Source organism: Actinomadura montaniterrae (assembly GCF_008923365.1).
GTDB lineage: Bacteria > Actinomycetota > Actinomycetes > Streptosporangiales > Streptosporangiaceae > Spirillospora > Spirillospora montaniterrae.
The window spans coordinates 20,157-41,582 of sequence record NZ_WBMR01000007.1 but is presented as its reverse complement, the minus strand read 5'-3'; the positions used below and the strand labels follow the sequence as shown (position 1 = coordinate 41,582).

General features: G+C 72.3%; 25 protein-coding genes. 12 read left to right on the top strand and 13 right to left on the bottom strand.

The features are described from left to right. Window positions 1-88 precede the first annotated feature (88 nt). From F9B16_RS04580 to F9B16_RS04520, 13 genes are all read right to left on the bottom strand, one after another. Window positions 89-826 (bottom strand): maleate cis-trans isomerase family protein, encoded by a 738-nt coding sequence (locus F9B16_RS04580; protein ID WP_151538551.1) that lies wholly within the window; start codon window positions 824-826, stop codon window positions 89-91. After that, a complete protein-coding gene (locus tag F9B16_RS04575; RefSeq protein ID WP_151538550.1) occupies window positions 823-1,644 on the bottom strand; it encodes a GntR family transcriptional regulator in 822 nt (273 codons plus the stop codon). The genes F9B16_RS04580 and F9B16_RS04575 overlap by 4 nt, the downstream gene beginning before the upstream one ends. Next, window positions 1,641-1,964 carry a hypothetical protein gene (locus F9B16_RS04570; protein WP_192808623.1) on the bottom strand — a complete coding sequence of 108 codons (324 nt, stop codon included), beginning with the start codon at window positions 1,962-1,964 and terminating at the stop codon, window positions 1,641-1,643. Before F9B16_RS04570 ends, F9B16_RS04575 begins: the two co-directional genes overlap by 4 nt. A gap of 26 nt (window positions 1,965-1,990) precedes the next feature. Beyond that, window positions 1,991-2,833 carry a nitrilase-related carbon-nitrogen hydrolase gene (locus F9B16_RS04565; RefSeq protein WP_151538549.1) on the bottom strand — a complete coding sequence of 281 codons (843 nt, stop codon included), beginning with the start codon at window positions 2,831-2,833 and terminating at the stop codon, window positions 1,991-1,993. Beyond that, entirely contained in the window at window positions 2,826-3,977 is a 1,152-nt protein-coding gene (locus tag F9B16_RS04560) for a DODA-type extradiol aromatic ring-opening family dioxygenase (RefSeq protein WP_225991349.1), read from the bottom strand. The genes F9B16_RS04565 and F9B16_RS04560 overlap by 8 nt, the downstream gene beginning before the upstream one ends. Window positions 3,978-3,979: 2 nt before the next feature. Then, entirely contained in the window at window positions 3,980-4,999 is a 1,020-nt protein-coding gene (locus F9B16_RS04555; protein ID WP_151538548.1) for a M29 family metallopeptidase, read from the bottom strand. Window positions 5,000-5,013: 14 nt separating this feature from the next. After that, window positions 5,014-5,769 carry an SDR family oxidoreductase gene (locus F9B16_RS04550; protein WP_151538547.1) on the bottom strand — a complete coding sequence of 252 codons (756 nt, stop codon included), beginning with the start codon at window positions 5,767-5,769 and terminating at the stop codon, window positions 5,014-5,016. Between the two features lie 2 nt (window positions 5,770-5,771). Then, a complete protein-coding gene (locus F9B16_RS04545; RefSeq protein ID WP_151538546.1) occupies window positions 5,772-5,960 on the bottom strand; it encodes a ferredoxin in 189 nt (62 codons plus the stop codon). Between the two features lies 1 nt (window position 5,961). Next, window positions 5,962-7,149 (bottom strand): NADH-ubiquinone oxidoreductase-F iron-sulfur binding region domain-containing protein, encoded by a 1,188-nt coding sequence (locus F9B16_RS04540; protein WP_192808622.1) that lies wholly within the window; start codon window positions 7,147-7,149, stop codon window positions 5,962-5,964. Then, window positions 7,143-7,763, bottom strand: coding sequence for an isochorismatase family protein (locus F9B16_RS04535; protein ID WP_151538544.1), 621 nt, complete (start codon window positions 7,761-7,763; stop codon window positions 7,143-7,145). Before F9B16_RS04535 ends, F9B16_RS04540 begins: the two co-directional genes overlap by 7 nt. Further along, entirely contained in the window at window positions 7,760-9,118 is a 1,359-nt protein-coding gene (locus F9B16_RS04530; protein ID WP_151538543.1) for an aromatic ring-hydroxylating oxygenase subunit alpha, read from the bottom strand. The genes F9B16_RS04535 and F9B16_RS04530 overlap by 4 nt, the downstream gene beginning before the upstream one ends. A gap of 11 nt (window positions 9,119-9,129) precedes the next feature. Continuing rightward, on the bottom strand, window positions 9,130-9,657 hold the full coding sequence (locus F9B16_RS04525) for an aromatic-ring-hydroxylating dioxygenase subunit beta (RefSeq protein ID WP_225991348.1): 528 nt from the start codon (window positions 9,655-9,657) through the stop codon (window positions 9,130-9,132). Window positions 9,658-9,775: 118 nt separating this feature from the next. Next, window positions 9,776-10,579, bottom strand: coding sequence for an SDR family NAD(P)-dependent oxidoreductase (locus F9B16_RS04520; protein ID WP_151538542.1), 804 nt, complete (start codon window positions 10,577-10,579; stop codon window positions 9,776-9,778). A 240-nt stretch (window positions 10,580-10,819) separates the two neighbouring features. Here F9B16_RS04520 and F9B16_RS04515 point away from each other — a divergent pair, with 240 nt between their 5' ends. From F9B16_RS04515 to urtE, 12 genes are all read left to right on the top strand, one after another. Continuing rightward, entirely contained in the window at window positions 10,820-11,554 is a 735-nt protein-coding gene (locus F9B16_RS04515) for a class I SAM-dependent methyltransferase (RefSeq protein WP_151538541.1), read from the top strand. 169 nt (window positions 11,555-11,723) lie between these two features. Further along, complete coding sequence (locus F9B16_RS04510; RefSeq protein WP_151538540.1) at window positions 11,724-12,026, top strand: urease subunit gamma; 303 nt, start codon at window positions 11,724-11,726, stop codon at window positions 12,024-12,026. Next, window positions 12,023-12,352, top strand: a complete 330-nt coding sequence (locus F9B16_RS04505; RefSeq protein WP_151538539.1) for an urease subunit beta — start codon at window positions 12,023-12,025, stop codon at window positions 12,350-12,352. Before F9B16_RS04510 ends, F9B16_RS04505 begins: the two co-directional genes overlap by 4 nt. Then, on the top strand, window positions 12,345-14,069 hold the full coding sequence (locus F9B16_RS04500) for an urease subunit alpha (RefSeq protein ID WP_151538538.1): 1,725 nt from the start codon (window positions 12,345-12,347) through the stop codon (window positions 14,067-14,069). Before F9B16_RS04505 ends, F9B16_RS04500 begins: the two co-directional genes overlap by 8 nt. Next, window positions 14,069-14,779, top strand: a complete 711-nt coding sequence (locus F9B16_RS04495) for an urease accessory protein UreF (RefSeq protein WP_151538537.1) — start codon at window positions 14,069-14,071, stop codon at window positions 14,777-14,779. The genes F9B16_RS04500 and F9B16_RS04495 overlap by 1 nt, the downstream gene beginning before the upstream one ends. Window positions 14,780-14,867: 88 nt before the next feature. Next, the gene (gene ureG / locus F9B16_RS04490) at window positions 14,868-15,575 is read left to right on the top strand and encodes an urease accessory protein UreG (RefSeq protein WP_151538536.1); all 708 of its coding nucleotides are present in this window, start codon (window positions 14,868-14,870) and stop codon (window positions 15,573-15,575) included. Next, the gene (locus F9B16_RS04485; protein ID WP_151538535.1) at window positions 15,572-16,354 is read left to right on the top strand and encodes an urease accessory protein UreD; all 783 of its coding nucleotides are present in this window, start codon (window positions 15,572-15,574) and stop codon (window positions 16,352-16,354) included. The genes ureG and F9B16_RS04485 overlap by 4 nt, the downstream gene beginning before the upstream one ends. A gap of 115 nt (window positions 16,355-16,469) precedes the next feature. Further along, entirely contained in the window at window positions 16,470-17,693 is a 1,224-nt protein-coding gene (urtA, locus tag F9B16_RS04480; RefSeq protein ID WP_192808621.1) for an urea ABC transporter substrate-binding protein, read from the top strand. A gap of 90 nt (window positions 17,694-17,783) precedes the next feature. Next, entirely contained in the window at window positions 17,784-18,662 is an 879-nt protein-coding gene (gene urtB, locus F9B16_RS04475) for an urea ABC transporter permease subunit UrtB (protein ID WP_151538533.1), read from the top strand. An 8-nt stretch (window positions 18,663-18,670) separates the two neighbouring features. After that, window positions 18,671-19,768: an urea ABC transporter permease subunit UrtC gene (gene urtC, locus F9B16_RS04470; protein ID WP_318839214.1), complete on the top strand. Its 1,098-nt coding sequence runs from the start codon at window positions 18,671-18,673 to the stop codon at window positions 19,766-19,768. Beyond that, a complete protein-coding gene (urtD, locus tag F9B16_RS04465) occupies window positions 19,765-20,562 on the top strand; it encodes an urea ABC transporter ATP-binding protein UrtD (protein ID WP_151538531.1) in 798 nt (265 codons plus the stop codon). The genes urtC and urtD overlap by 4 nt, the downstream gene beginning before the upstream one ends. A 61-nt stretch (window positions 20,563-20,623) precedes the next feature. Further along, complete coding sequence (gene urtE / locus F9B16_RS04460; RefSeq protein WP_225991347.1) at window positions 20,624-21,331, top strand: urea ABC transporter ATP-binding subunit UrtE; 708 nt, start codon at window positions 20,624-20,626, stop codon at window positions 21,329-21,331. Window positions 21,332-21,426: the final 95 nt, after the last annotated feature.

Here is a 21,426-nt window from a genome sequence, read left to right as displayed (position 1 = left end):
AGCTCCTCTCACTTCTCCACGAATGACGGCACACCTATGCATGCAGAAGTAAATTCAGATTTGTATGCACATTTAAGGCCAGAAAGAATCAATCCCGGTCGGCGAGCAGCCACCCGGCGCCGGGAACGACCGGCTTGAGGCCGAGCTCGCGCAGCGTCCGCCACACGGTGGCGACCGACGCGGTCACCACCGGGATGTCGAACGCGTCCTGGATCCGCTGCACGACCGGCAGCGAGGGCATCTGCACGCATGCGCTCAGCACGAGCGCGTCGGCGCCGGAGGTGTCGACCTTCGCGGCGATGTCGACCAGGTTCGCCGGATCGAGCCGCCCGACCGCGAGGTTGTCGGACACCTCCAGGCTGACGGCGTCCTGGACCTCGACGCCCTCCGCCTCGATGTACTCGCAGACCGTTCCGGTCAGCGGCTTCATGTACGGGGTGATGACGGAGACCTTCTTCGCGCCGAGGTGCTGGAGCCCCTCGACCAGCGCGCCCGCCGACGTCAGCACCGGCGCCCTCCCCGCCACCGCCGACAGCCGCTGCTGGCTGACCCGGTGGTAGCCCGGCGAGTGCGCCATGATCGCGACGAGGCAGGCGTAGGCCATCACGTCCACGTCGGCGTCGGCGAGCTGCTCGGCGCAGACGAGGGACTGGTCGTCCATCGCGCGGAGCTGCTCGGGGTCGACGTGCTGCATCCGCATCCGCGCGGAGTGGAACGTGAACCGCTCCGGCGCGATCTCCTCGCGGGCCCGCAGCATCGCGGGGATCTCGGTCTCCATGGTGGTGTTCGAGCTGGGCACGATCATGCCGAAGCGGATCGCGGTCATGCGTTCTCCCTCTCCTCGCGGACGTGCCGCAGGTTGGACGTGGACAGGTTCAGCTCGGCGCGCAGGCCGGACCGCGGCCAGCGCAAGGTGCCGGGACGCTGGATCCGGCCGTCCGGCGTGGTGCCGAGCTCGATGCCGAGCCCGCGCGCCGCGAGCGGCAGGGGGCCGAAGACGTGGTCGGGGTCCTGGTCGAGGACGAGCCCGAGCGCGGCGTCGATCAGGTGGAACTCCAGGACCTGCCGGGCGGACTGCGCGTCGCGGTCGCGCATCGCCTCCAGCAGCAGCCGGTCCAGCCGGGTGAAGTCCTCCGGCGCCTCGGGATGGGACAGGTAGAGCCGCTGGTGCCGGTAGATCTTCAGGTGCAGCGACTCGGTCAGCTCCGCCCACGCCTTCGGGTAGCGGCCGAGCGCGGTCCGGTGGAAGCGGAGGTGCGCCTCCTGGAAGTCGCGGATGCGGCGGCCGTCGCCCTCCATCCGCTCCAGGTCGGCGTCCATCCGCGCGAGGTCGCCGGCGGTCAGCTCGGACACGATCCCGGCGATCGTCGGCGGCTCCACCAGCAGCCGCAGGCCGTAGTACTGCTCGACGTGCGCGGCGCTGGTCGGCGCGACCTCCATGCCGCGGTTGGCCTCCGCGACCACGAGGCCGTCGGCCTCCAGCCGGTGCAGCGCCTCGCGCAGCGGCGTCCGCGACACCTCCAGCTCGGTGGCCAGCCCGCCCTGGGACAGCCGGAGGCCGGGGGCGTAGACGCCGTCGATGATCCGTTCCCGGAGCGTCTGGTAGATCGCGTCGACCGTGTTGCCGGGCCTGGACTCGGTCATCGGCGCCCGTCCCCCTCGGTGTTCGACTCGCCGGTGTCCGGTTCGCCGGTGTCCGGGACGTGCCCGGCGCCCGGGGCGCCCTCGGAGCCGAGGGCGACCGCGAACAGCTGGGTGAACCGCTCCGGGTCCTGCCGCGCGATGATCTCCAGCTGCATGGCGTCCAGCAGGATGCGGTGGCCGTGCTTGGGCACGAGGATCTCCAGCCGCTCGCCCTGCCGCGTCCACACCTTGCGGATCTGGACGCCGGTGAACTCGTTGCCGATCCCGATGGGCTCGCCCGCGCGGACGACCCCCTCGGGCAGATCCGGTTCCGCAGTCATGTCCCGTCCCCCTCCGTGGCCGTTACTCAGTCGATCTTGATGGTGTCCGCGGGGACACCGTAGGCGTCCGGACGCACCCCGCGCAGCACCGGAAGCGTTTCCCGGCGGCGGGCCGCCTCGCCGAGATCGAGTTCGAGGACGCGGCTCGCGGCGGGCGCGGTGCCGAGGTCGGCCAGCACCTCGCCCCACGGGCCCGCGGCGAGGGCGTGGCCGTAGGTCGGGAACGCGTCGTCGTCGGCGCCGCGGACGGTCGCCGACGCCACCACGAAGGCGGAGTTCTCCACGGCGCGGGCCCGCAGCAGCAGCTCCCAGTGCGCCTCCCCCGTCCGCTGCGTGAACGCCGACGGGACGAGCAGCACCTCGGCGCCCGCCAGCGCCAGCGCCCGGTACAGCTCGGGGAAGCGCACGTCGTAGCAGATCGTCAAGCCGACGGTGGCGCCCGCGACCCGCAGCAGGACGGGGCGGTCGCCGGCCGTCTCGACGCCGGACGCCTCGAACGAGCGGCCGTCGATCCGCGCGTCGAACAGGTGGATCTTGTCGTAGCCGCCGGCGATCTCGCCGTCCGGGCCGATGACGAGCGCGGTGTTGCGGATGCCGCCGGCCGCGCGCCGCTTGAAGCCGCCGAGGACGACCGTCGACGCCGCCGCCTTCGCGGCCCGCCGCAGCGCCCCGATCTCCGGGGCGTCGGCGGCCAGCGCCGCGTCCCGCATCTCGGTGTTGGTGCCGAGCATCAGCCCGTTCTCCGGGAGCAGGACCAGGTCGGCGCCCGCGCACGCGCCGATCATCGCGCACGCCGTGTCGACGTTGGCGGCGACGTCGCGGGTGGCGTGCCACTGGGTGAGGCCGACGGTCAGCGTCCGGTCAGGCATGCGCGTGCTCCTGCCCGGACGCGCGCCCGGCCCGCTCGGGGAGGGGCAGGTCGACGACCGTCCAGCCGCCGCCGGACGCCTCCATCGGCTCGTAGGCGAGCACCTCGGCGGGCACGCTCGGACCGACCAGCCCGAGCATGATGAGCCAGTTGAGGAACTCGTACTGGCCGTGGTCCAGCAGCGGGTAGGGCTCCAGGTTGCCGAGGTCGTTGCCGCGCCCGGCCTGGAGCATCTCCAGGATGTAGGTGTCGAACTCGACGTCCACGCCGCCGAACTTGCCCGGGTCGAGCCAGTGCGAGAGCCCGCCGGTCGCGAGCATCGCCACCCGTTCGCCCCGCGTCTCCAGGACCGTGCGCAGCACCTCGCCGAACGCCCGCGCGCCGAACGGCGAGAACGACCGGGCCGGCTGCGTGATGATCGGGATGACCGGCAGGTCGGGGCGGGGCAGCACCTGCCGCAGCGGGACGATCAGCCCGTGGTCCAGGTCGATCCGCTCGGACTCCTCGACCTCCATGCCCTCGGCGCGGACCGCGTCCACGATGGAGCGCGCGAAGCCGGGCGCGCCGGTCAGCGCGAGGTCCAGGTCGGGGCGCTTGAAGAACTCCATCGACCCGGTGTGGGACGCGCCGGTGCCGACGACGAACGCGCCGGTCCGGAAGCTCTGGAAATGGCAGTCGGCCGTGACGATCAGCACGTCGGGGTCGGCCGCGGCGATCCGCTCGCCGAGCCGCCGGTACCCCTCGGTGAGCCGGGCGACGCCGTCCGCCGGGTCGATCTCGGGGCGGGCCAGCAGGTCGGGGACGTGCGAGCAGCCGCCCGCGAACACCAGCGTCGCCGGGACGTCCGGGTCGGGCAGCGGCGCGGAGTGCTCCACGTGGAAGCGGCTCGCGCTGGTGGAGTCGCCGAGGTCGTCGGCGAACCACCGGCTGACCAGGATCGTGATGCCGTCCACGACGCCGGCCGAGCGGAGCCGGTCGCGCCGCCCGTCGGCGATGACCCCGGCCCACTCGGCGTCGAGCCCGAGCTCGGCGCCGACGCCGGGCGGGTCGGCGCGGAACCGGGCGAGCAGCGCCGTGTCGCGGCCGAGCGCCAGGATCGCCTGCTCGAGGACCTTGGCGTCCACCGCCCCGTCGTTCCTCCCCACGGTCACTCCTCCTCGCCCGTCAGCACCCCGTCGCGGACGACCGCGTGCCCGTCGATCTCGACGGTGCAGCCGCGCATCGGGATGTCCAGGTGCGCCGGGGTCTCGCGGCCCGCGAACCGGTTCGGGCCCGTCGACCACATGAAGTTCCCGGAGGTCGAGCGCAGCTCCTGCCCGTACAGCGAGCGCGGCTCGTACACCTCGAACGCCGACCAGCGGGCGATCGGATGCACGCCCCAGCCCATGTGCGAGACGGCGTACACGTTCTCGTCGTCCCACGCGTCGAAGTAGTCGCGCAGGACGAACGCGTCGTTCCCGGCGCCCTCGACCCCGGTGATGAAGCCCTTCTCGATCGTCATCGTCACCGTGTCGCGGACCGCGCGCTGCCACGGGATCAGCACGTCGCCGGGCTGCAGGACGATCGTCCCCTCGGCGGTGCGGTCGTGCGGGAAGCACGCGACGAACCCGCTCGGCCAGTGGTCCCAGCGGCCCGGCTCGTCGACGTAGCCCCACTGGTGGGTGATCGGCAGGTCCTCGCCGGAGATGTCGGCGGTCAGGTCGGTGCCGGCGGCGGACGTCACCCGCAGCGTGCTCCCGGCCTTCAGCCGCCGGCCGCCCGCCTCGACCACCGCGCGCAGCTTCTCGTCGCCCATCAGGCGCTCCAGCACGTTGGCGGGTTCGGCGACGAACAGCATCCGCTTGCCGTTCCCGGTGATCCGCGTCCGGACGTCGGAGTGGATCAGGCCCTCCACCGTCACGTCGATGACGAGGTCGCACTCGGCGGCGGCCGCCAGCAGTGCCGCGACCTCCCGGCCGTCCGCCTCGTAGGGCGGCAGCAGCGGGTTGGACAGGCTGGACGCGGTCAGCACCAGCGCGCCCGCGCCGATGTCGCGGGCCGCGGCGACGGCCGCCTCCGCGTAGTCGGTCTTCTTGCCGAGCTCGGAGATCACCGCGACCGTCTCCGACGGTTTCAGCGCGCACAGCCGGTACTGGTCGACGAACAGTTCCCGCAGGGTCTTCGGCATGTCGTAGTCCTTTCTCAGAGGGTGGAGCGCAGCGCGCCGCCGTCGACCGCGAACGCCTCGCCGGTGACGAACCCGGCGGCGGGGGACAGCAGGTAGGCGGCGGCGCGGGCGATCTCGGCGGGCTCGGCCCAGCGGCCGAGCGGGATCGCGGACACGACCTTCGCGTGCTCCTCGTCCTCGGTCGTCCCGTTCGCCCTGGCCTTCGCGGCGGCGATGTTCCGCATCCGGTCGGTGCCGGTCGCCCCCGGCATCAGCTGGTTGACGCGGACGCCGTGCGGCGCCAGTTCCAGCGACATCTGCTTGGCCAGCGCCGACAGCAGCGACCGCATCGACGCCGACAGCACGCCGCCGGGCGCGGGCTGCTTCACCCACGTCGAGGTGATGAACAGGATCGAGCCGCCGCCCTGCTCGGCCATCTGCCGGGCACCGGCGGACGCCAGCTGCACGGCGGGCCGGACGAGCTGGTCGTAGGCCAGCGTCCAGTCCTCTTGGACGGTCTCCAGGAACGGCACGATCTTCGGGCCGGGGGTGTTGATGACGAGCGCGTCGAGCCGGCCGTGCGCGGCGACGACGTCGGGGACGAGCCGCTCCACGGCCGCCGGGTCCGACTGGTCCACCGCGTAGGGGGTGCAGCCCGGGGCGGCCTCCGGCTTGCGAGCGCTGACGGCGACGTCCGCGCCCTCGGCGGCGAGCAGGCCGGCGATCGCCGCGCCGATGCCGCGGCTGGCGGCGGTGACGAGCGCGACCTTGCCGCCCAGTTCGAGGTCCACGCTCAGTCCTCGATCGTGATGGCGGACTCGGGGCACTGCGCGGCGGCGCGGCGCGCGGCGTCCGGGTCGGCGGGGACGCCGTCGCCGATCACCGACGCGTAGCCCCAGTCGTCGAGCTGGAACAGGTCGGGGGCGATCTCCGCGCACGTGCCGTAGCCGCTGCACTTGGTCGCGTCGACGAACACCTTCATGTCAGGTCTCCTCTCGTCCGAGGTCTCGTTCGAAGCTGGTGGGGAACTCGGCGCGGACGGTCCGCGCCCATCCGGCGGCGCCGTCCAGGAACGCGCACGCGCCGCGTCCGGGGAGCGTCTCGCCCCAGCGCTGCAGATTGCCGCGGTCCTTGTCGGTCGCCGTGCCGTCCTTCAGCGCCGCGAACACGTCGCGGATCGCCGCGGTGCCCTTGGCGCACACGCCGCACTGCCGCGCCGACTCGCGGGCGTACCAGGCGGTGATGTCCGCGGCGACGGCGAGCGGGTCCGTCCCGGCGGGCAGCGCGGTGATCGCGCCGCAGCCGAGCCCGGAGCCGGCCGCGCGCACCGCCTCGTAGGTGCAGGTCGTCCCGGTGTGGGACGGGCCGAGCAGCCCGCCGAACCAGCCGCCCATCACGAACCCGGCGGGCTCGCCGATGAAGCCGCCCGCGTGGGCGAACAGCTCCGCGACGGTCAGGCCGAACGGGACCTCGTACACGCCGGGGTCCGCGCACGCGCCGGTCAGAGTGACGAGCGTCGTGCCGGGCGAGTCCTCGGTGCCGTTCTCGCGGTACGCGGCGGCGCCGTTCCGGGAGATCCACGCGGCGTGCGCGAGCGTCTCGACGTTCGACACGAGCGTCGGGCGCCCGTCTACCCCGGAGTCGCACACGCGCGGCGGGCGGGCCAGCGGCAGCGCCGGGCCGCCGCCGATCGACCGGCACACCGCCGTCTCCTCCCCCGCCACGTACGTCGGCTCGACGACGTGGACCTCCGGGACGGGCCCGTCGAGCGGGGGCATCTCCGCGATGGCGGCGCGCACCGCCGTGACCGTCTCCGCGTGGGAGAGGTAGACGACGGCGCGGTCCGCGCCGACCGTGCGGGCGGCGAGCAGCAGGCCGTCCAGCACCAGGTGCGGACGGTTCGTCAGCAGCCACCGGTCCTTGTGCGAGCTGGGCTCGCCCTCCTCGCCGTTCGCCACGACCACGCGCGGGCCGGGCGCGTCGGCGACCGCGCGCCACTTGACGTGCGCGGGGAACCCGGCGCCGCCCCTCCCCCGCAGCCCGGCGGCCGCCAGCTCGGCGATCACGTCGCGGCACGCGGGAGGCTCGTACGTGCCGCGCCCGCGCTCGGCGGCGAGATCCAGGGGCCCCGGCGTGAGCAGCCGGGGTCCGGTCAGCGTCGTCGTCACCACCGTGCCAGCACCTCCTCCATCCCCACGACGTCGCCGTACTTGGCGTCGATGTCCAGCAGGTTCGCCTCGTGCGGGCCGGGCTCGCGGTCGCCGACGCACTCGCGCGGGACGAACACCGCGAGGTCCAGCGCGCAGGCGTCCACGGCGGTCGCCCGGACGCAGCCGGACGTGGTCGCGCCGCACACGACGAGCGTGTCCACCCGCTCCGCCGCGAGCCGTGAGGCGAGGTCGGTGCCCGCGAACGCGGAGGCCGCCTTCTTGACGATCACCGGTTCGCGGACGGGCAACCGCCCGTCCACCTCCACCCACCGCGACCCACGGGTCAGGGCGCGCAGCGCGGGCATCTTGCGGAGCCAGACAAGGCTGTCCAGCTCTTGCGGGGTGTAGGCGATGGCCGTGAGGAAGATCGGGACGCCGGCCGCCTGGGCGCGCTCCAGCAGCGTGCCGGTGCGTGCGACGACCTCGTCCAGGTCCGAGCCGGGCGGGCATGCGGGGTCGGTGAAGCCGGCGATGAGGTCCACCACGACCACCGCGGGGCGATCGCCCCAGGTCAGCCGGCCCGCGAGGCCGCCACGCCCGTACCGCTCCCGTGTCGCCGCGATCCAGTCGCTCATTCGAACGTCAGTTTCGGCCAGCTGCCGGGCTCGGCGCGCATCATGTCGGCGTAGAACCGGTACAGGTTGCGCTGGACGCCCTCCTCGTATCGGGTCCAGTACGCGATGCCGGGCCCCGGCCAGTCGGGGACCTCCTTCGCGATCCCGACGCCGGGCATCCCCATCTGGTAGTTCAGCTTGAAGTCGAGCAGGTCGGCCGCCACCGACCGGCCGGTGCGGCTCACCGTGATCCACGGCTCGGTGTCGTCCATCTCGAAGGCGCCGCCCATGGAGAACGTGCCGAGGCCCGCGCGGTACGCCCGGTCCTTCTGCTCCGGCGTCATGTTCTTGTACACGCAGAACCAGTTCCAGATCTCGACCTGGCCGACGCCGTGCGGCTGCCACGTCCGGATCGTCATCACGCCCGTCGGCGGATGGTGCGCGCCGTCCTCCGTCATCGGCAGGGCGAGGATCGAGAAGTTCGGGAAGACGTTCGCGACCATCACCCGCGAGCGGCGGGCGATGTCGAGCTGGTGCTCGCTGATCCGGGACGTGTCGAACGTCGCGGCGACGTCGTCGGGGAAGCCGAAGAACTTCGGGCCGGGCTCGTCCTCGGTCGGCGCCATCGAGAACGACAGCGAATGACCCGGCGAGGCCTGGATGTGGTACCCCATCATGTTCTCCCGGAACGGGACGGGGAACGCGCCGATCTCCCACACCGACCGGTGCAGCGTGCCGAGGTGGTAGTCGTCGCCCGAGAAGTTGTCGCTGCCCGACTTCCAGTTCGCGTCGATCACGAACCGCTGCGGCGCGCCGATGATCTCGATGCCGTGCTCGTTCAGGCCGAACAGCAGGTCGAGGTACCAGGCCATGCCGCCGAGGTACTCCTCCAGCTCCGGCGCCGTCGGGTCGAGCGTCGCGAAGACCAGCCCGTGGTAGGAGCGGACGCGGGCGACCTTCGACAGCCCGTTGCCCTCCTTCGGCATCCCGCCGAACGCGTTCCGCCAGAGCGGGGCGCCGACCAGGTCGCCCTTCGTGTTGTACGTCCATCCGTGGTACGGGCAGCGGAAGTGGGAGGTGTTGCCCGAGTCGGACCGGCACACCTGGACGCCCCGGTGCCGGCAGGCGTCGAACAGCACATGGATCTCGCCCTGCTCGTCCCGGACGACGATGAAGTTGTCCTCGCCGATCTTGCGCAGGACGTAGTCGCCCTTCGCCTCGATCTCCGACTCGTGCGCCAGGTAGACCCAGCACCGGCCGAAGATCGACCGCAGCTCGCGGTCGTAGATCTCCTGGTCGCCGAAGATGCCGACCGGGACCTCGCCCCGCGCGACGCCCTCGGCGAGGTCGTCGAGGAGCTGCTCGCTCCGTGCCATCGCGTGCCCCCTCAGAAGAAGATGGAAAGGTTGTGGGTGCCGATCACGGTGAGGTCCAGCAGGACCTCGCGGCGCAGCAGGCGCAGCACGCCGTCCTCGCGGCGCAGCACGTCCCTGCGCTCGCCGGACAGCAGCTGCGGCTGCGTCTGCTCCTGCCGGGTGCGGTAGATCAGCAGGTTGCTGCGCACTCCGGCCTGCTCGCCGCCGAGGTCGGTGACCTTCACGTTGGTGACGAAGTGCCGGATCCGGGAGGGCGGGTCCTCCGCCCAGGCGTAGGCGGTCTCGTTGCGGGCGACCCGGCTCTGCAGCGACCCGTACGACTCGTCGAGATGGAACGTTCCCGGCACGAAGCCGGTCCCGCGCGCCCGCTCCACCGTCTGCCTCAGCGGCACCTGGTAGACGACGTCGCGGCTGACCATGCCCTCCAGCCACTCGCGTTCCCGGTAGTCGTCCAGCAACTCGGCCTCGACGTCCATCCAGTCGACGACCTCGTTGTAGAGCGCGCTGCCTGCCCGCGCCCGCACGCCGGTTCCCACCACGGCGGCCTCCCTTCCGAAGGTGCCCACACTTTTGCATACACTTTGAAGCGGTGGCAAGGGTCACAGGAAACCCCCAGGTAAATTCCTGCTCACCTCGCGTTCGACGATCGCGCGAGCGTCATTCTTCAGGGACGGCGCCGGGCAGGACGGTGGACCAGCCGCCGTCCACCACCAGGTTGGCCCCGGTGATGTAGGTGGCCTCGTCGGAGGCGAGGAAGACGGCGGCGTTGACGACGTCGCCGGGATCGCCGAGGCGGCCGAGCGGGATGTGGCGCTGGATGGAGCGCATGGGGTGGTCGGGCGCGAGCAGGTCGCCGCGAGAGCCCGCGGTGTCGATCATTCCCGGGCTGATGCAGTTCGCGCGGACCCGGTGCGGGGCCCCCTCGGCGGCCAGCTGGCGGGTGAGGGCGATGACGCCGCCCTTGGAAGCGGAATGCGCGGTGCGCTGGTTCGTCAGTGAGCCCGTCATGCCCGCGGTGGACCCGACCGTGATGATGCAGCCGCGCGCGGCGGTGAGGTACGGCCAGGCGTGGTGGGCGCAGAGCCAGACGGAGTCGAGCTCGGCGCGCAGGGTGAAGGAGAAGTCGGCATAGGACTGGACGTCCACGGCACCGAAACGGACGGCTCCGGCGTTGGCGTAGAGAATGTCGATGCGGCCGTGCTCGGCGACCGCGCGGGAGACCCACCCACGGACCGACGCCTCGTCGGTGACGTCGAGCGGGCTCGCGTCGTCCATGACGCCGCCTGCTTTGCGGACGAGCGCGGCGGTCTCGGCCGCTTCGCCGGCGAGCAGGTCGCCGCCCACCACCATGGCGCCCTCGGCTGCGAACCGCAGGGCCGCGGCGCGCCCCTGCCCGCGAGCGGTACCAGAGATCAACGCGACCTTCCCGGCCAGACGGCCAGTATGCGAGCCAGGGGTCATGAACGTCCTCCTTGATATGCCCTAACTCTGACCTACGAAGAGGCTCGAGCGGAAATCACTCCTGCGGATGGCGGTCATCCATGAGGCTGATTCCCTGATCGGCCAGGAAGCCATGGCGATCAGTTTTTTTGCGACGCAAAGACAAGCCATAACCGAACGCCGAATTGCACTAGATAGCCCAGATATCGACGTTGACATCGTGGTCGCCCTCGAGCGGCCGCTTTGTGGCAGAGTTGCGGGATGCCTGCCGCGCGGTATGGGATGGATGCGCCCTACGGGTTCGGCTTCGTGGGCTTGGTCGTGCTGGGGTTCTGGGTGACCGGGCTGGTAATGGCGGTCACCGCCGATCTCGCCGCCGCGCTGCCCGCGCTGGTGTCCGGCACCCTGCTGGCGGGATGCCTGGCCCTGAGCCTGCACGCCACGCTGCGCGGCAAGTTCCTGGTCTGGCGGGACGTGCTGGACGAACTGGACCTGCGTGGCGACGAACGGCTGCTCGACCTCGGCTGCGGACGCGGCGCCGTGCTGCTGGCCGCCGCCCGGCGCCTCCCGCAGGGACGGGCGGTCGGTGTGGACCTGTGGCGCGGACGGGACCAGTCCGGCAACGCCCCGGCGGCGACCCTGCGCAACGCACGCGCCGAAGGCGTCGCCGACCGCGTTCGCGTGCAAGGGGGTGACCTGCGCAGACTCCCGTACGCGGAGGCGAGCTTCGACCTGGTCGTGTCCAGCCTGACGGTGCACACCATCTTCGGCGCGGACGCCCGCGCCCAGGCGATCGCCGAAGCCTACCGGGTGCTGCGGCCGGGTGGCCGCCTGCTGATCGCAGACCTGGCGCGGACCCCCCGCCAGTACGCTGCGGTGCTGGCCCGGCTGAACGCCCAGGACATCCGCGTGCGCGGCCTCGGCTGGCGCGCGTGGTGGGGCAGCCCGTGGGTTCCGACCCGCCTCGTCACCGCCCGCAAACCGGCCACCCTCTGAACGGCCACTTCCAAAGGTTCTGGCGTTTTCCAGGACGGGGCCGGGGAATGGCGCTATTCCGTTCTCGTGGAGGATGGGCCGGATCTCCCCGTGCCGAGCACGTTAATTCGGTGTTAAATCCGCAATTCAACTGGTGTCGTATTCGCCTCCGGCCAGTAGGGTCCGGAGCGTGCTGATCAGCCCACATGAGCAGGAGCGCCTGCTGCTGCACGTCGCCGCGTCGGTCGCGCAGGGGCGCCGAGCTCGCGGCCTGCGGCTCAACCATCCGGAGGCGACCGCGGTCATCGCGGTCCACGTGCTGGAAGGCGCGCGGGACGGGCGGTCGGTCGCCGAGTTGATGGAGTCCGGCCGCACGGTGCTGACACGGGAGGACGTCATGGAAGGCATTCCGGAGATGCTCGACTCGGTGCAGGTCGAGGCGACCTTCCCCGACGGCACCAAGCTCGTCACCGTCCACCGGCCGATCCCGTGAGCGGGCGCCCCCTCGTTCCGGGCGAGGTCGTCCCGGGTGACGGGCCGCCGGTCGCGCTCAACCCGGGCCGGCCGCGCACGGCGGTCATGGTCGTCAACACCGGGGACCGGCCCGTCCAGGTCGGGTCGCACTACCACTTCGCGGTGGCGAATCCGGCGCTGGAGTTCGACCGGTCCGCGGCATGGGGACAGCGGCTCGACATCCCGGCGGGCACGTCGGTGCGGTTCGAGCCGGGCCTGACCCGGGAGGTCGCGCTGGTGCCCCTGGCCGGGAACCGGGTGGTGCCGGGCCTGCGGGCGGAGCAGGCCGGGGCACTGGATGGCTGACCTGTCGCGGGCCCGGTACGCGCAGCTGTACGGCCCCACGGTCGGAGACCGGGTCCGGCTGGCCGACACCGACCTGTTCATCGAGGTGACCGAGGACCGGAGCCGCGGCGCGGGAGCCGGCGACGAGGTGGTCTTCGGGGGCGGCAAGGTGATCCGCGAGTCGATGGGGCAGGCGCGCACCACGCGCGCGGACGGTGCCCTCGACCTGGTCGTCACCGGGGCCGTGGTGCTCGACCACTGGGGCGTCGTCAAGGCCGACGTCGGGATCCGCGACGGCAGGATCGTCGCGCTCGGCAAGGCCGGCAACCCCGACACGATGGACGGCGTCCACCCGGACCTGGTGATCGGGCCGTCCACCGAGGTGCTGGCGGGCAACGGTCGCATCCTGACCGCCGGGGCGGTCGACTCCCACGTCCACCTCATCTGCCCTCAGCTGTTGGACGAGGCGCTCGGCGCCGGGGTCACGACCGTGATCGGCGGCGGAACAGGCCCGGCCGAGGGGACGAAGGCCACGACCGTGACCGGTGCCTGGTACCTGGCCCGGATGCTGGAGTCGCTCGACTCGTGGCCGGTGAACGTCGCGCTGCTCGGCAAGGGCAACACGGTCGGCGAGGAGGCGCTGTGGGAGCAGCTGCGCGCCGGAGCGTCCGGCTTCAAGCTGCACGAGGACTGGGGTTCGACCCCGGCGGCCATCGACGCCTGCCTGCGGGTCGCGGACGCGTCCGGGGTGCAGGTCGCCCTGCACTCCGACACCCTGAACGAGGCGGGGTACGTCGAGTCGACGCTCGGCGCCATCGCCGGCCGGTCGATCCACGCCTACCACACCGAGGGCGCGGGCGGCGGGCACGCGCCCGACATCATCACCATCGCCGCGCATCCCAACGTGCTGCCCTCCTCCACCAACCCGACCCGGCCGCACACCGTCAACACCCTCGACGAGCACCTCGACATGCTCATGGTGTGCCACCACCTGAACCCGTCCGTGCCCGAGGACCTGGCCTTCGCCGAGTCGCGCATCCGGCCGACGACCATGGCCGCCGAGGACGTCCTGCACGACCTCGGCGCGATCGCGATGATCGGCTCGGACTCGCAGGCCATGGGACGGATCGGCGAGACGGTGATCCGCACCTGGCAGACCGCGCACGTCATGAAGCTCCGCCGCGGCTCCCCGGGCGGGGGCGGCGCCGCGGAGCCGGCCGACAACCTGCGGGCCCGCCGCTACGTCGCCAAGTACACGATCAACCCGGCCATCGCGCACGGGCTCGACGGCGAGATCGGCTCGGTGGAGCCGGGCAAGCTCGCCGACCTGGTGCTGTGGCATCCCGCCTTCTTCGGCGTCCGCCCGCAGGTGGTCCTGAAGGGCGGGGTCATCGCCTGGGCGGCGATGGGCGACGCCAACGCGTCGATCCCCACGCCGCAGCCGGTGCTGCCCCGGCCGATGTTCGGTGCCGCGCCGCGCACCGCCGCCGCCACCTCGGTGCACTTCGTGGCCCCCGCCGCCATCGACGCGGGCCTGGCCGACCGGCTCACCGTCGACCGCCGTCTGGCGCCGGTGAAGGACACCCGGCTGGTGGGCAAGGCGGACATGGTGCTCAACGACGCCCTCCCCCGGATCGACGTCGACCCCGACACCTTCACGGTGTCGATCGACGGCGACGAGGTCGAGCCCGCCCCCGCGACCGAGCTGCCGATGGCGCAGCGCTACTTCCTGTTCTGATGGCGCTGCCGGCATCGCTGCTGCTCCTCGCCGACTCGCGGCTCCCGGCGGGCGGCCACGCCCACTCCGGCGGGCTGGAACCGGCGGCGGAGGCCGGCGCGGTCACCGACCTCCCGACGCTCACGGCCTTCCTGCGCGGACGCCTCGCCACCACCGGGCTGGTCGCCGCCGCCCTTTCCGCCGCCGCCTGCGGCCACGCGGCCCGTACGCGCGGCGGGGACGGTGGGGACGGGGGCCTTGGCGGGCACGAGGGATGGTCGGTGCTCGACGCCGAAACCGACGCCAGGATGCCGTCGCCCGCCGGGCGCCGGGCCTCCCGGGCCCAGGGACGGTCGCTGCTGCGCGCCGTCCGCGAAATGTCGCCGCACCCGGCGCTGGACGCCCTCGCGGCCTTCTCCGCTCCGCACCACCCGCTCGTCCTCGGCGCCGCCGTCGCCGTCACCGGCGGCTCCCCCGCGGACGCCGCCTCGATCGGCGCGTACGGGGCGGTCACCGGTCCCGCGTCCGCGGCCGTGCGCCTGCTCGGACTCGACCCGCTGGCCGTGCACCGCGCACTGGCGGAGCTGGCACCGCAGGTGGACGCGGTCGCCGCCGAGGCCGCCGGACACGCGCGCGGCGATCCCCGGGACCTTCCGGCCGCTTCGGCACCAGCCCTCGACATCTTCGCCGAACTGCACCTCCAGGCGAACCTGCGCCTGTTCGAATCCTGACCCCGCGGCACAGACCACCACCCACCGCCACCACGAGCAGGACGGCGATCGTCCCGACCGGGGACACGCCGCCAGAGAGGACGCCACGATGGGCGCGAACCACGACCACGATCCCCACCCGGCGCCGCCGGCCCGCGGGCGGGCCCTGCGGCTGGGCGTCGGCGGTCCGGTCGGCAGCGGCAAGACCGCGCTGGTCGCGGCGCTGTGCCGGACGCTCCGCGACGACCTCCGCCTCGCCGTGGTGACCAACGACATCTACACGACCGAGGACGCCGACTTCCTGCGCCGCAACGCGGTGCTGTCGGACGACCGGATCGCCGCCGTCCGGACCGGATGCTGCCCGCACACGGCCATCCGCGACGACATCTCCGCCAACCTCGACGCCGTCGAGTCGCTGGAGCGGCGGCACGCGCCGCTCGACCTCGTCATCGTGGAGAGCGGCGGCGACAACCTCACCGCGACGTTCAGCCGGGGGCTCGTCGACCGGCAGATCTTCGTCCTCGACGTCTCCGGCGGCGACAAGGTCCCGCGCAAAGGGGGGCCCGGAGTGAGCGGCGCGGACCTGCTCGTCGTCAACAAGACCGACCTGGCCCCGCTCGTCGGCGCCGACCTCGGCGTGATGGACCGCGACGCGGCGCAGGTGCGCCGCGGAAAGCCGGTGATCTTCAGTTCGCTGCGGGAGCGTCCCGGCGCTCCGGAGGTGGCCGGCTGGGTGCGGTCCGTCCTCGCCGAGACGCACGAGGCCCGGTCCGCGGCGGGCACCCCGCGGCCGGCGGTCGCTCCCGGGGCTCCGTGACCCGGCACTACACGGCGCGCGCCGCCGTCCGCGCCGAACTCGGCGCCGGCGGGCGGACCCGGCTGGCGACGCTGCGCTCCGACGGTCCGTACGCGCTGCGCGCCGCCCCGGACGCCGTCTACCTGGTCGGGGCCGCCGCGGGACCCCTCGGAGGGGACGAGCTGCACCTCCGGCTGGACGTCGCGGCGGGCGCCGCCCTGGCCGTCCGGTCCGTCGCGAGCGCGCTGCTCCTCCCCGGCGACGGCGAGTCCGGTGCGCACGTGCGGGCCGCGGTCGGACCGGGCGGCCACCTGGACCTCGCCTTCGAGCCGGCGGTCGCGGCGGCGGGCTCCCACCACCGTTCGGTCACCGAGATCGCGCTCGCGGACGGCGCCACCCTGCGATGGCGCGAGGAGCTCGTCCTGGGCCGGCACGGTGAACCGCCGGGCCGCTACACGGCCCGCGTCGACGTCACCCACGGCGGCGACCCGGTCCTGCGGCACGAGCTGCGGCTGCCCGACCGCACGCTCCAGGCCAGCGGCGCGGTCCTGGGCGGCGCACGCTGCACCGGAAGCGTGCTGCTCGTCGGTCCCGGACTGGCGAAGGAGGCCCATGCCGCCGAAGGGCTCGCGGTCATGCCGCTCGCGGGGCCGGGGGTCCTGGTCACCGCGCTCGCGGCCGACTCCGCGGCGCTCCGCCGCCGGCTCGTCCACGGCGAGAGCCTCGCGAGGGCAGCCGTCGACACGGCTGAGAACACCCCGGCCGGCACCGGGCAGACCCCCGCCGTGAGGTTCAGTTGACGCATCGGATACAGAGCAGAATTACCGAGGACACAGCTCGCGGCTTGCATTAACCCGACTCACACGGTGAGCGATCCGCCCACCGGTTTCGGGGCCTGTCCGCAAGGAGTGGTACGTGCTCAGGAAATCTCTGCCGGTATTGGCCTCCCTGGCCGCCGCGACGCTGCTGTCCCTCGCCGCCTGCGGCGATTCGGAATCCTCGGGCGGAACGGCGGCGGCGAGCGGGAACACCATCAAGGTCGGTGTCCTGCACTCGCTGAGCGGGACCATGGCCATCAGCGAGGTCACCGTCAAGAATTCCGAGTTGATGGCGATCGACGAGATCAACGCCGCCGGCGGAGTGCTCGGCAAGAAGCTCCAGCCGGTCGTCGAGGACGGCGCCTCCGACTGGCCCACCTTCGCCGAGAAGGCCCAGAAGCTCATCCGCAAGGACAAGGTCGCGACCGTCTTCGGCGGCTGGACGTCGGCCAGCCGCAAGGCGATGCTGCCCGTCTTCGAACGCAACAAGGCACTGCTGTGGTATCCGGTGCAATACGAGGGCCTGGAAAGCTCGCCCTACATCTATTACACCGGCGCGACTACCAACCAGCAGATCGTGCCCGCCCTGGACTACCTCAAGGAGAAGGGCAAGAAGAAGATATTCCTCGTCGGCAGCGACTACGTCTTCCCGCGCACCGCGAACAAGGAGATCAAAGCCTACGCCAAAGCCAATGGCATGACCATTCTCGGTGAGGAGTACACACCGCTGGGAGCGACGGAGTACAGCACGCTCGTCAACAAGGTCATGCAGGCGAAGCCGGACGCGGTGTTCAACACCCTCAACGGAGACAGCAACGTCGCGTTCTTCAAGCAGCTCAAGAGCGCCGGCGCGACGGCGTCCTCCCTCCCGGTGATGTCGGTGAGCATCGCCGAGGAGGAGGTCAAGGGCATCGGCGTGGACAACGTCGCGGGCCAGCTCGTCGCCTGGAACTACTACATGACGACCCCGGGCAAGACCAACGAGACGTTCGTGAAGGCGTTCAGGGCCAAGTACGGCGCGGACAAGGTGACCTCCGACCCGATGGAGGCGGGCTACAACGCCGTCAAGCTGTGGGCGGCGGCCGTCCAGAAGGCCGGGACGACCGAGGTCGAGGCGGTGAAGAAGGCCGCGGGCGGCATCTCCCTCGACCTGCCGGAAGGCAAGGTGACGATCGACGGCGCCAACCACCACATGTACAAGACCGCCCGCATCGGCGTGATCCAGCCCGACGGCACGATCAAGGAGGTGTGGGACTCCGGCAAGCCGATCGCACCGGACCCCTACCTCAAGAGCTACCCGTGGGCCGCCGGCCTGTCCTGACCCGTCCCGCCGCCGTCATCGGGCGGCCCCGGCCGGCCCGATGACGGCGCTGCCCGGCGGACCCGCCGACCACGGGCACCGAGGAGTCGCATGGAAGCCCTGCTCAGCCAGTTGCCGATCGGCCTCAGCATCGCAGCCGTCCTGATGCTGGTGGCCCTCGGCCTGACCTTCACCTTCGGCCAGATGGGCGTGATCAACATGGCCCACGGCGAGTTCATGATGGCGGGCGCCTACACGGCGTACGTCCTGCAGGACTGGACCGGACGAGAGGCGGTCCTGGCGGCGCTCCCGGTCGCGTTCGCCGTCGCCGGCGCGATGGGCCTGGTCCTGGAGCGGGCGGCCGTCCGCCGCTTCTACGGCCGGCCGCTCGACACGCTGCTGCTCACCTGGGGGGTCAGCCTCGTCCTCCAGCAGCTCGCGCGCGACATCTTCGGCGCGCCCAACGTCCAGGTGCGCGCCCCCGGCTGGCTGGACGGCGGCGTCCGGATGTTCGGGTCGCAGCTGCCCTACACCCGGCTGTTCATCATCGTCCTCGCCGCGGTCTCGGCGCTCGCGATCTGGGCGTACCAGAACCGGACGCGGCAGGGCCGGCGGATGCGCTCGGTGATGCAGAACCGCCAGCTCGCCGCGTGCAGCGGCATCGACACCGGACGGGTCGACCAGCTCACCTTCTTCATCGGGTCCGGCCTCGCCGGAGTCGCGGGCGTCGCGCTGACGCTGATCGGCCCGATCGGCCCGAACCTCGGCACCTACTACATCGTCGACGCCTTCCTGGTCGTGGTCGCCGGCGGCCTCGGCCGGCTCCGCGGCGCGGTCATCGCCGCCCTGGCCCTCGGCCTGCTGGACTCCTACGCCGAGTTCTGGACCGACGCCAGCCTGGCCAAGGTGATCGGCTTCGCGGCGATCGTGGTGTTCCTGCAGGCACGCCCGCAGGGCCTGTTCGTCCTGCGCAGCCGGGCGCTGACATGACCGCCCGGATGCGCGGACCCGCGCTCTTCACCGCCGTCGCGCTGCTGGTCCTCGTGGTCGCGCCGGCCGTCCTGGACCCGTTCCGGCTGGGCCTGCTCGCCAAGTACCTGTGCTTCGCGATCGCCGCGCTCGGCATCGGGCTCGCCTGGGGCCAGGGCGGCATGCTCACCCTCGGGCAGGGCGTGTTCTTCGGGCTCGGCGGCTACTCGATGGCGATGTACCTCAAACTCCACGACGCCGGCCCCGGCAACCTCCCCGACTTCATGGTCTGGAGCGGCGTCGAGCGGCTGCCGCTGCTGTGGAAGCCCTTCACCAGTCCCGTGTTCGCCATCGCCGCCGCGGTGGTCGTGCCCGCCGCCGCGGCCGCGCTGCTCGGACTCCTGGTGTTCCGCCAGCGCGTGCGCGGCGCCTACTTCGCCATCCTCAGCCAGGCGCTGGCGGCCGCCTTCACGATCTGGCTCGTCGGCCAGCAGGGCCTCACCGGCGGCACCAACGGGCTCACCCACTTCTACGACGTCTTCGGCCGGGACCCGGAGACCGACGGCGCCAAACGGATCTTCTACTTCGTGGTGGCCGTCGTGCTCGGCGCCCTGTACCTCCTGGCCCGCCAGCTGATGAAGAGCCGCTTCGGCCGGCTGCTGGTCGCGGTGCGCGACGGCGAGGACCGGGTCCGGTTCCTCGGCTACAACCCCGCCACCGTCAAGACCGTGGCCTTCGCCGTCTCCGCGGCCATGGCGGGCATCGCCGGCGCCCTGTACGTGCCGGTCGTCGGCATCATCTCGCCCTCGCTGCTCGGCGTCGTCCCGTCCATCGAACTCGTCGTCGCGGTCGCCATCGGCGGACGGTTCTCGCTGGCCGGGGCGGCCCTCGGCGGAGTCCTGCTCAACTGGGCGCACACCACCTTCAGCGAGCAGTACCCGAGCGGCTGGGTCTACCTGCAGGGCCTGATGTTCATCCTGGTCATCATGGTGGCCCCCGGCGGCGTCGCCGGTGCCGCCCGCTGGGCCGCCGAGGCGATCGGACGGCGCCGGACGGGCCGCGGTCCGTCCTCCGTCCCGGAACCGGCGGGGCCCACGCACGGACAGAAGGAGGTGGCCGCTCCATGACTTCTCCCTCCCCTCCCGCCTCCGCGGCGGCGCCCGCATCGGAGGCCCCCGCGCTGCTGGAGATCCGCGGGCTGGAGGTCGTCTTCGGCGGGTTCCGCGCCCTCACCGGCGTCGACCTCACCGTGCGGCAGGGCGAGCTCCGCTTCCTGATCGGGCCCAACGGGGCCGGGAAGACCACGCTGATCGACGTCATCACCGGCCTGACCCGGCCGGCGAGCGGATCGGTGGGCTTCGCCGGCACCTCCCTGCTGGGACGGCGGGAGCACCGGATCGTGCGGCTCGGAATCGGGCGGACGTTCCAGACCTCCGTGGTCTTCGAGGAGCTCACGGTGGCCGAGAACATCGACCTCGCCGCCTGCTTCCGCCGCCCGCTGCCCGCGCTGCTCCGGCAGCGGCGCGGCACGTCCGAGGCCGTCGCGACCGCGCTGGAGCGGACCGGGCTGGCCGGCTTCGCGGACCGGCCCGCCGGGGTGCTGTCGCACGGCCAGCGGCAGTGGCTGGAGATCGGCATGCTGATCGCGCAGCGGCCCCGGTTGCTCCTGCTCGACGAACCCGTGGCGGGCATGAGCCGCACCGAACGCGACCGGACGGGCGAGCTGCTCGTCGAGATCGCGAAGGACCACACGGTCATCGTCGTCGAGCACGACATGGAGTTCCTCCGGCGGTACGCGTCTCAGGTGACCGTCCTGCACGAGGGAAGCGTGCTCATGGAAGGGGACGTCGCCGCCGTCCAGGCCGACGCCCGCGTCCAGGAGGTCTATCTCGGCCGCCCGAGAGAAGAGAAGACGCCATGAGCGAGGAGCGGGTGCCGCTCCAGGGAGCGGGCGACGGCCTCAGCATGAACGGAGAGACGGCATGGCCGAGGTGATGCTCGAGGTCAGCGGGCTGCAGGCCGCGTACGGAAGGTCGCAGGTGCTGTTCGGGGTGGACCTGACGGTACGTCCGGGCGAACTCGTCACCGTCATGGGACGCAACGGGGTCGGGAAGACCACCCTGCTCAACTCGATCATGGGCCTCCTGCCCCCGACGGCCGGCACGGTCACCTTCGACGGCACCGACGTGACACGGGCGCGCACCTTCCAGCGCGTCCGCTCGGGCATGGGCTACGTGCCGCAAGGGCACGAGACGTTCCCGCAGCTCACCGTCTGGGAGAACCTCCAGGTGACCTTGGAGGCCACAGGGCGGACCGACCGGACCGCCGTCGATGACGCCCTGGAGGTCTTCCCGCGGCTGACCGGGCTGCTGAAACGCCGGGCCGGTTTCCTGTCGGGCGGGCAGCAGCAGCAACTCGCGATCGCCCGCGCCCTGGTGACCCGGCCGCGCCTCCTCATCCTCGACGAGCCGACCGAGGGCGTCCAGCCGTCGATCATCCGCGAGATCGAGGAGGCCATCGAGGGACTCCACCGGGACCGCGGGCTCGCGGTCCTGCTCGTCGAGCAGTACTTCGACCTGGCCCTCCGCCTGGCCGACGCCTTCGTGATCCTCGACGGCGGCGCGGTCCGGCATTCCGGAACGGCCGCCGACCTGCACACCGACGAGGTCAAGAACCTCCTCGCCGTCTGAACGGACACGGGATGCCGGCAGCGCGGCGGAACGCAGGCGTTACCTGGTTACGACACTGGCGAAATATGCCGGAAACGGTCATCCGATTTCCTCAC

Excerpts from the sequence above, each read along its gene's own strand:
- urtD (WP_151538531.1), top strand. The coding sequence starts at position 19,765 with ATGACTTCTCCCTCCCCTCCCGCCTCCGCGGCGGCGCCCGCATCGGAG.
- F9B16_RS04555 (WP_151538548.1), bottom strand. The coding sequence starts at position 4,999 with ATGCCGAAGACCCTGCGGGAACTGTTCGTCGACCAGTACCGGCTGTGC.
- F9B16_RS04500 (WP_151538538.1), top strand. The coding sequence starts at position 12,345 with ATGGCTGACCTGTCGCGGGCCCGGTACGCGCAGCTGTACGGCCCCACG.
- F9B16_RS04545 (WP_151538546.1), bottom strand. The coding sequence starts at position 5,960 with ATGAAGGTGTTCGTCGACGCGACCAAGTGCAGCGGCTACGGCACGTGC.
- ureG (WP_151538536.1), top strand. The coding sequence starts at position 14,868 with ATGGGCGCGAACCACGACCACGATCCCCACCCGGCGCCGCCGGCCCGC.
- urtE (WP_225991347.1), top strand. The coding sequence starts at position 20,624 with ATGGCCGAGGTGATGCTCGAGGTCAGCGGGCTGCAGGCCGCGTACGGA.
- F9B16_RS04495 (WP_151538537.1), top strand. The coding sequence starts at position 14,069 with ATGGCGCTGCCGGCATCGCTGCTGCTCCTCGCCGACTCGCGGCTCCCG.
- F9B16_RS04530 (WP_151538543.1), bottom strand. The coding sequence starts at position 9,118 with ATGGCACGGAGCGAGCAGCTCCTCGACGACCTCGCCGAGGGCGTCGCG.
- F9B16_RS04520 (WP_151538542.1), bottom strand. The coding sequence starts at position 10,579 with ATGACCCCTGGCTCGCATACTGGCCGTCTGGCCGGGAAGGTCGCGTTG.
- F9B16_RS04565 (WP_151538549.1), bottom strand. The coding sequence starts at position 2,833 with ATGCCTGACCGGACGCTGACCGTCGGCCTCACCCAGTGGCACGCCACC.
- F9B16_RS04580 (WP_151538551.1), bottom strand. The coding sequence starts at position 826 with ATGACCGCGATCCGCTTCGGCATGATCGTGCCCAGCTCGAACACCACC.
- F9B16_RS04515 (WP_151538541.1), top strand. The coding sequence starts at position 10,820 with ATGCCTGCCGCGCGGTATGGGATGGATGCGCCCTACGGGTTCGGCTTC.
- F9B16_RS04570 (WP_192808623.1), bottom strand. The coding sequence starts at position 1,964 with ATGACTGCGGAACCGGATCTGCCCGAGGGGGTCGTCCGCGCGGGCGAG.
- urtC (WP_318839214.1), top strand. The coding sequence starts at position 18,671 with ATGCGCGGACCCGCGCTCTTCACCGCCGTCGCGCTGCTGGTCCTCGTG.
- urtB (WP_151538533.1), top strand. The coding sequence starts at position 17,784 with ATGGAAGCCCTGCTCAGCCAGTTGCCGATCGGCCTCAGCATCGCAGCC.
- F9B16_RS04575 (WP_151538550.1), bottom strand. The coding sequence starts at position 1,644 with ATGACCGAGTCCAGGCCCGGCAACACGGTCGACGCGATCTACCAGACG.
- F9B16_RS04535 (WP_151538544.1), bottom strand. The coding sequence starts at position 7,763 with ATGAGCGACTGGATCGCGGCGACACGGGAGCGGTACGGGCGTGGCGGC.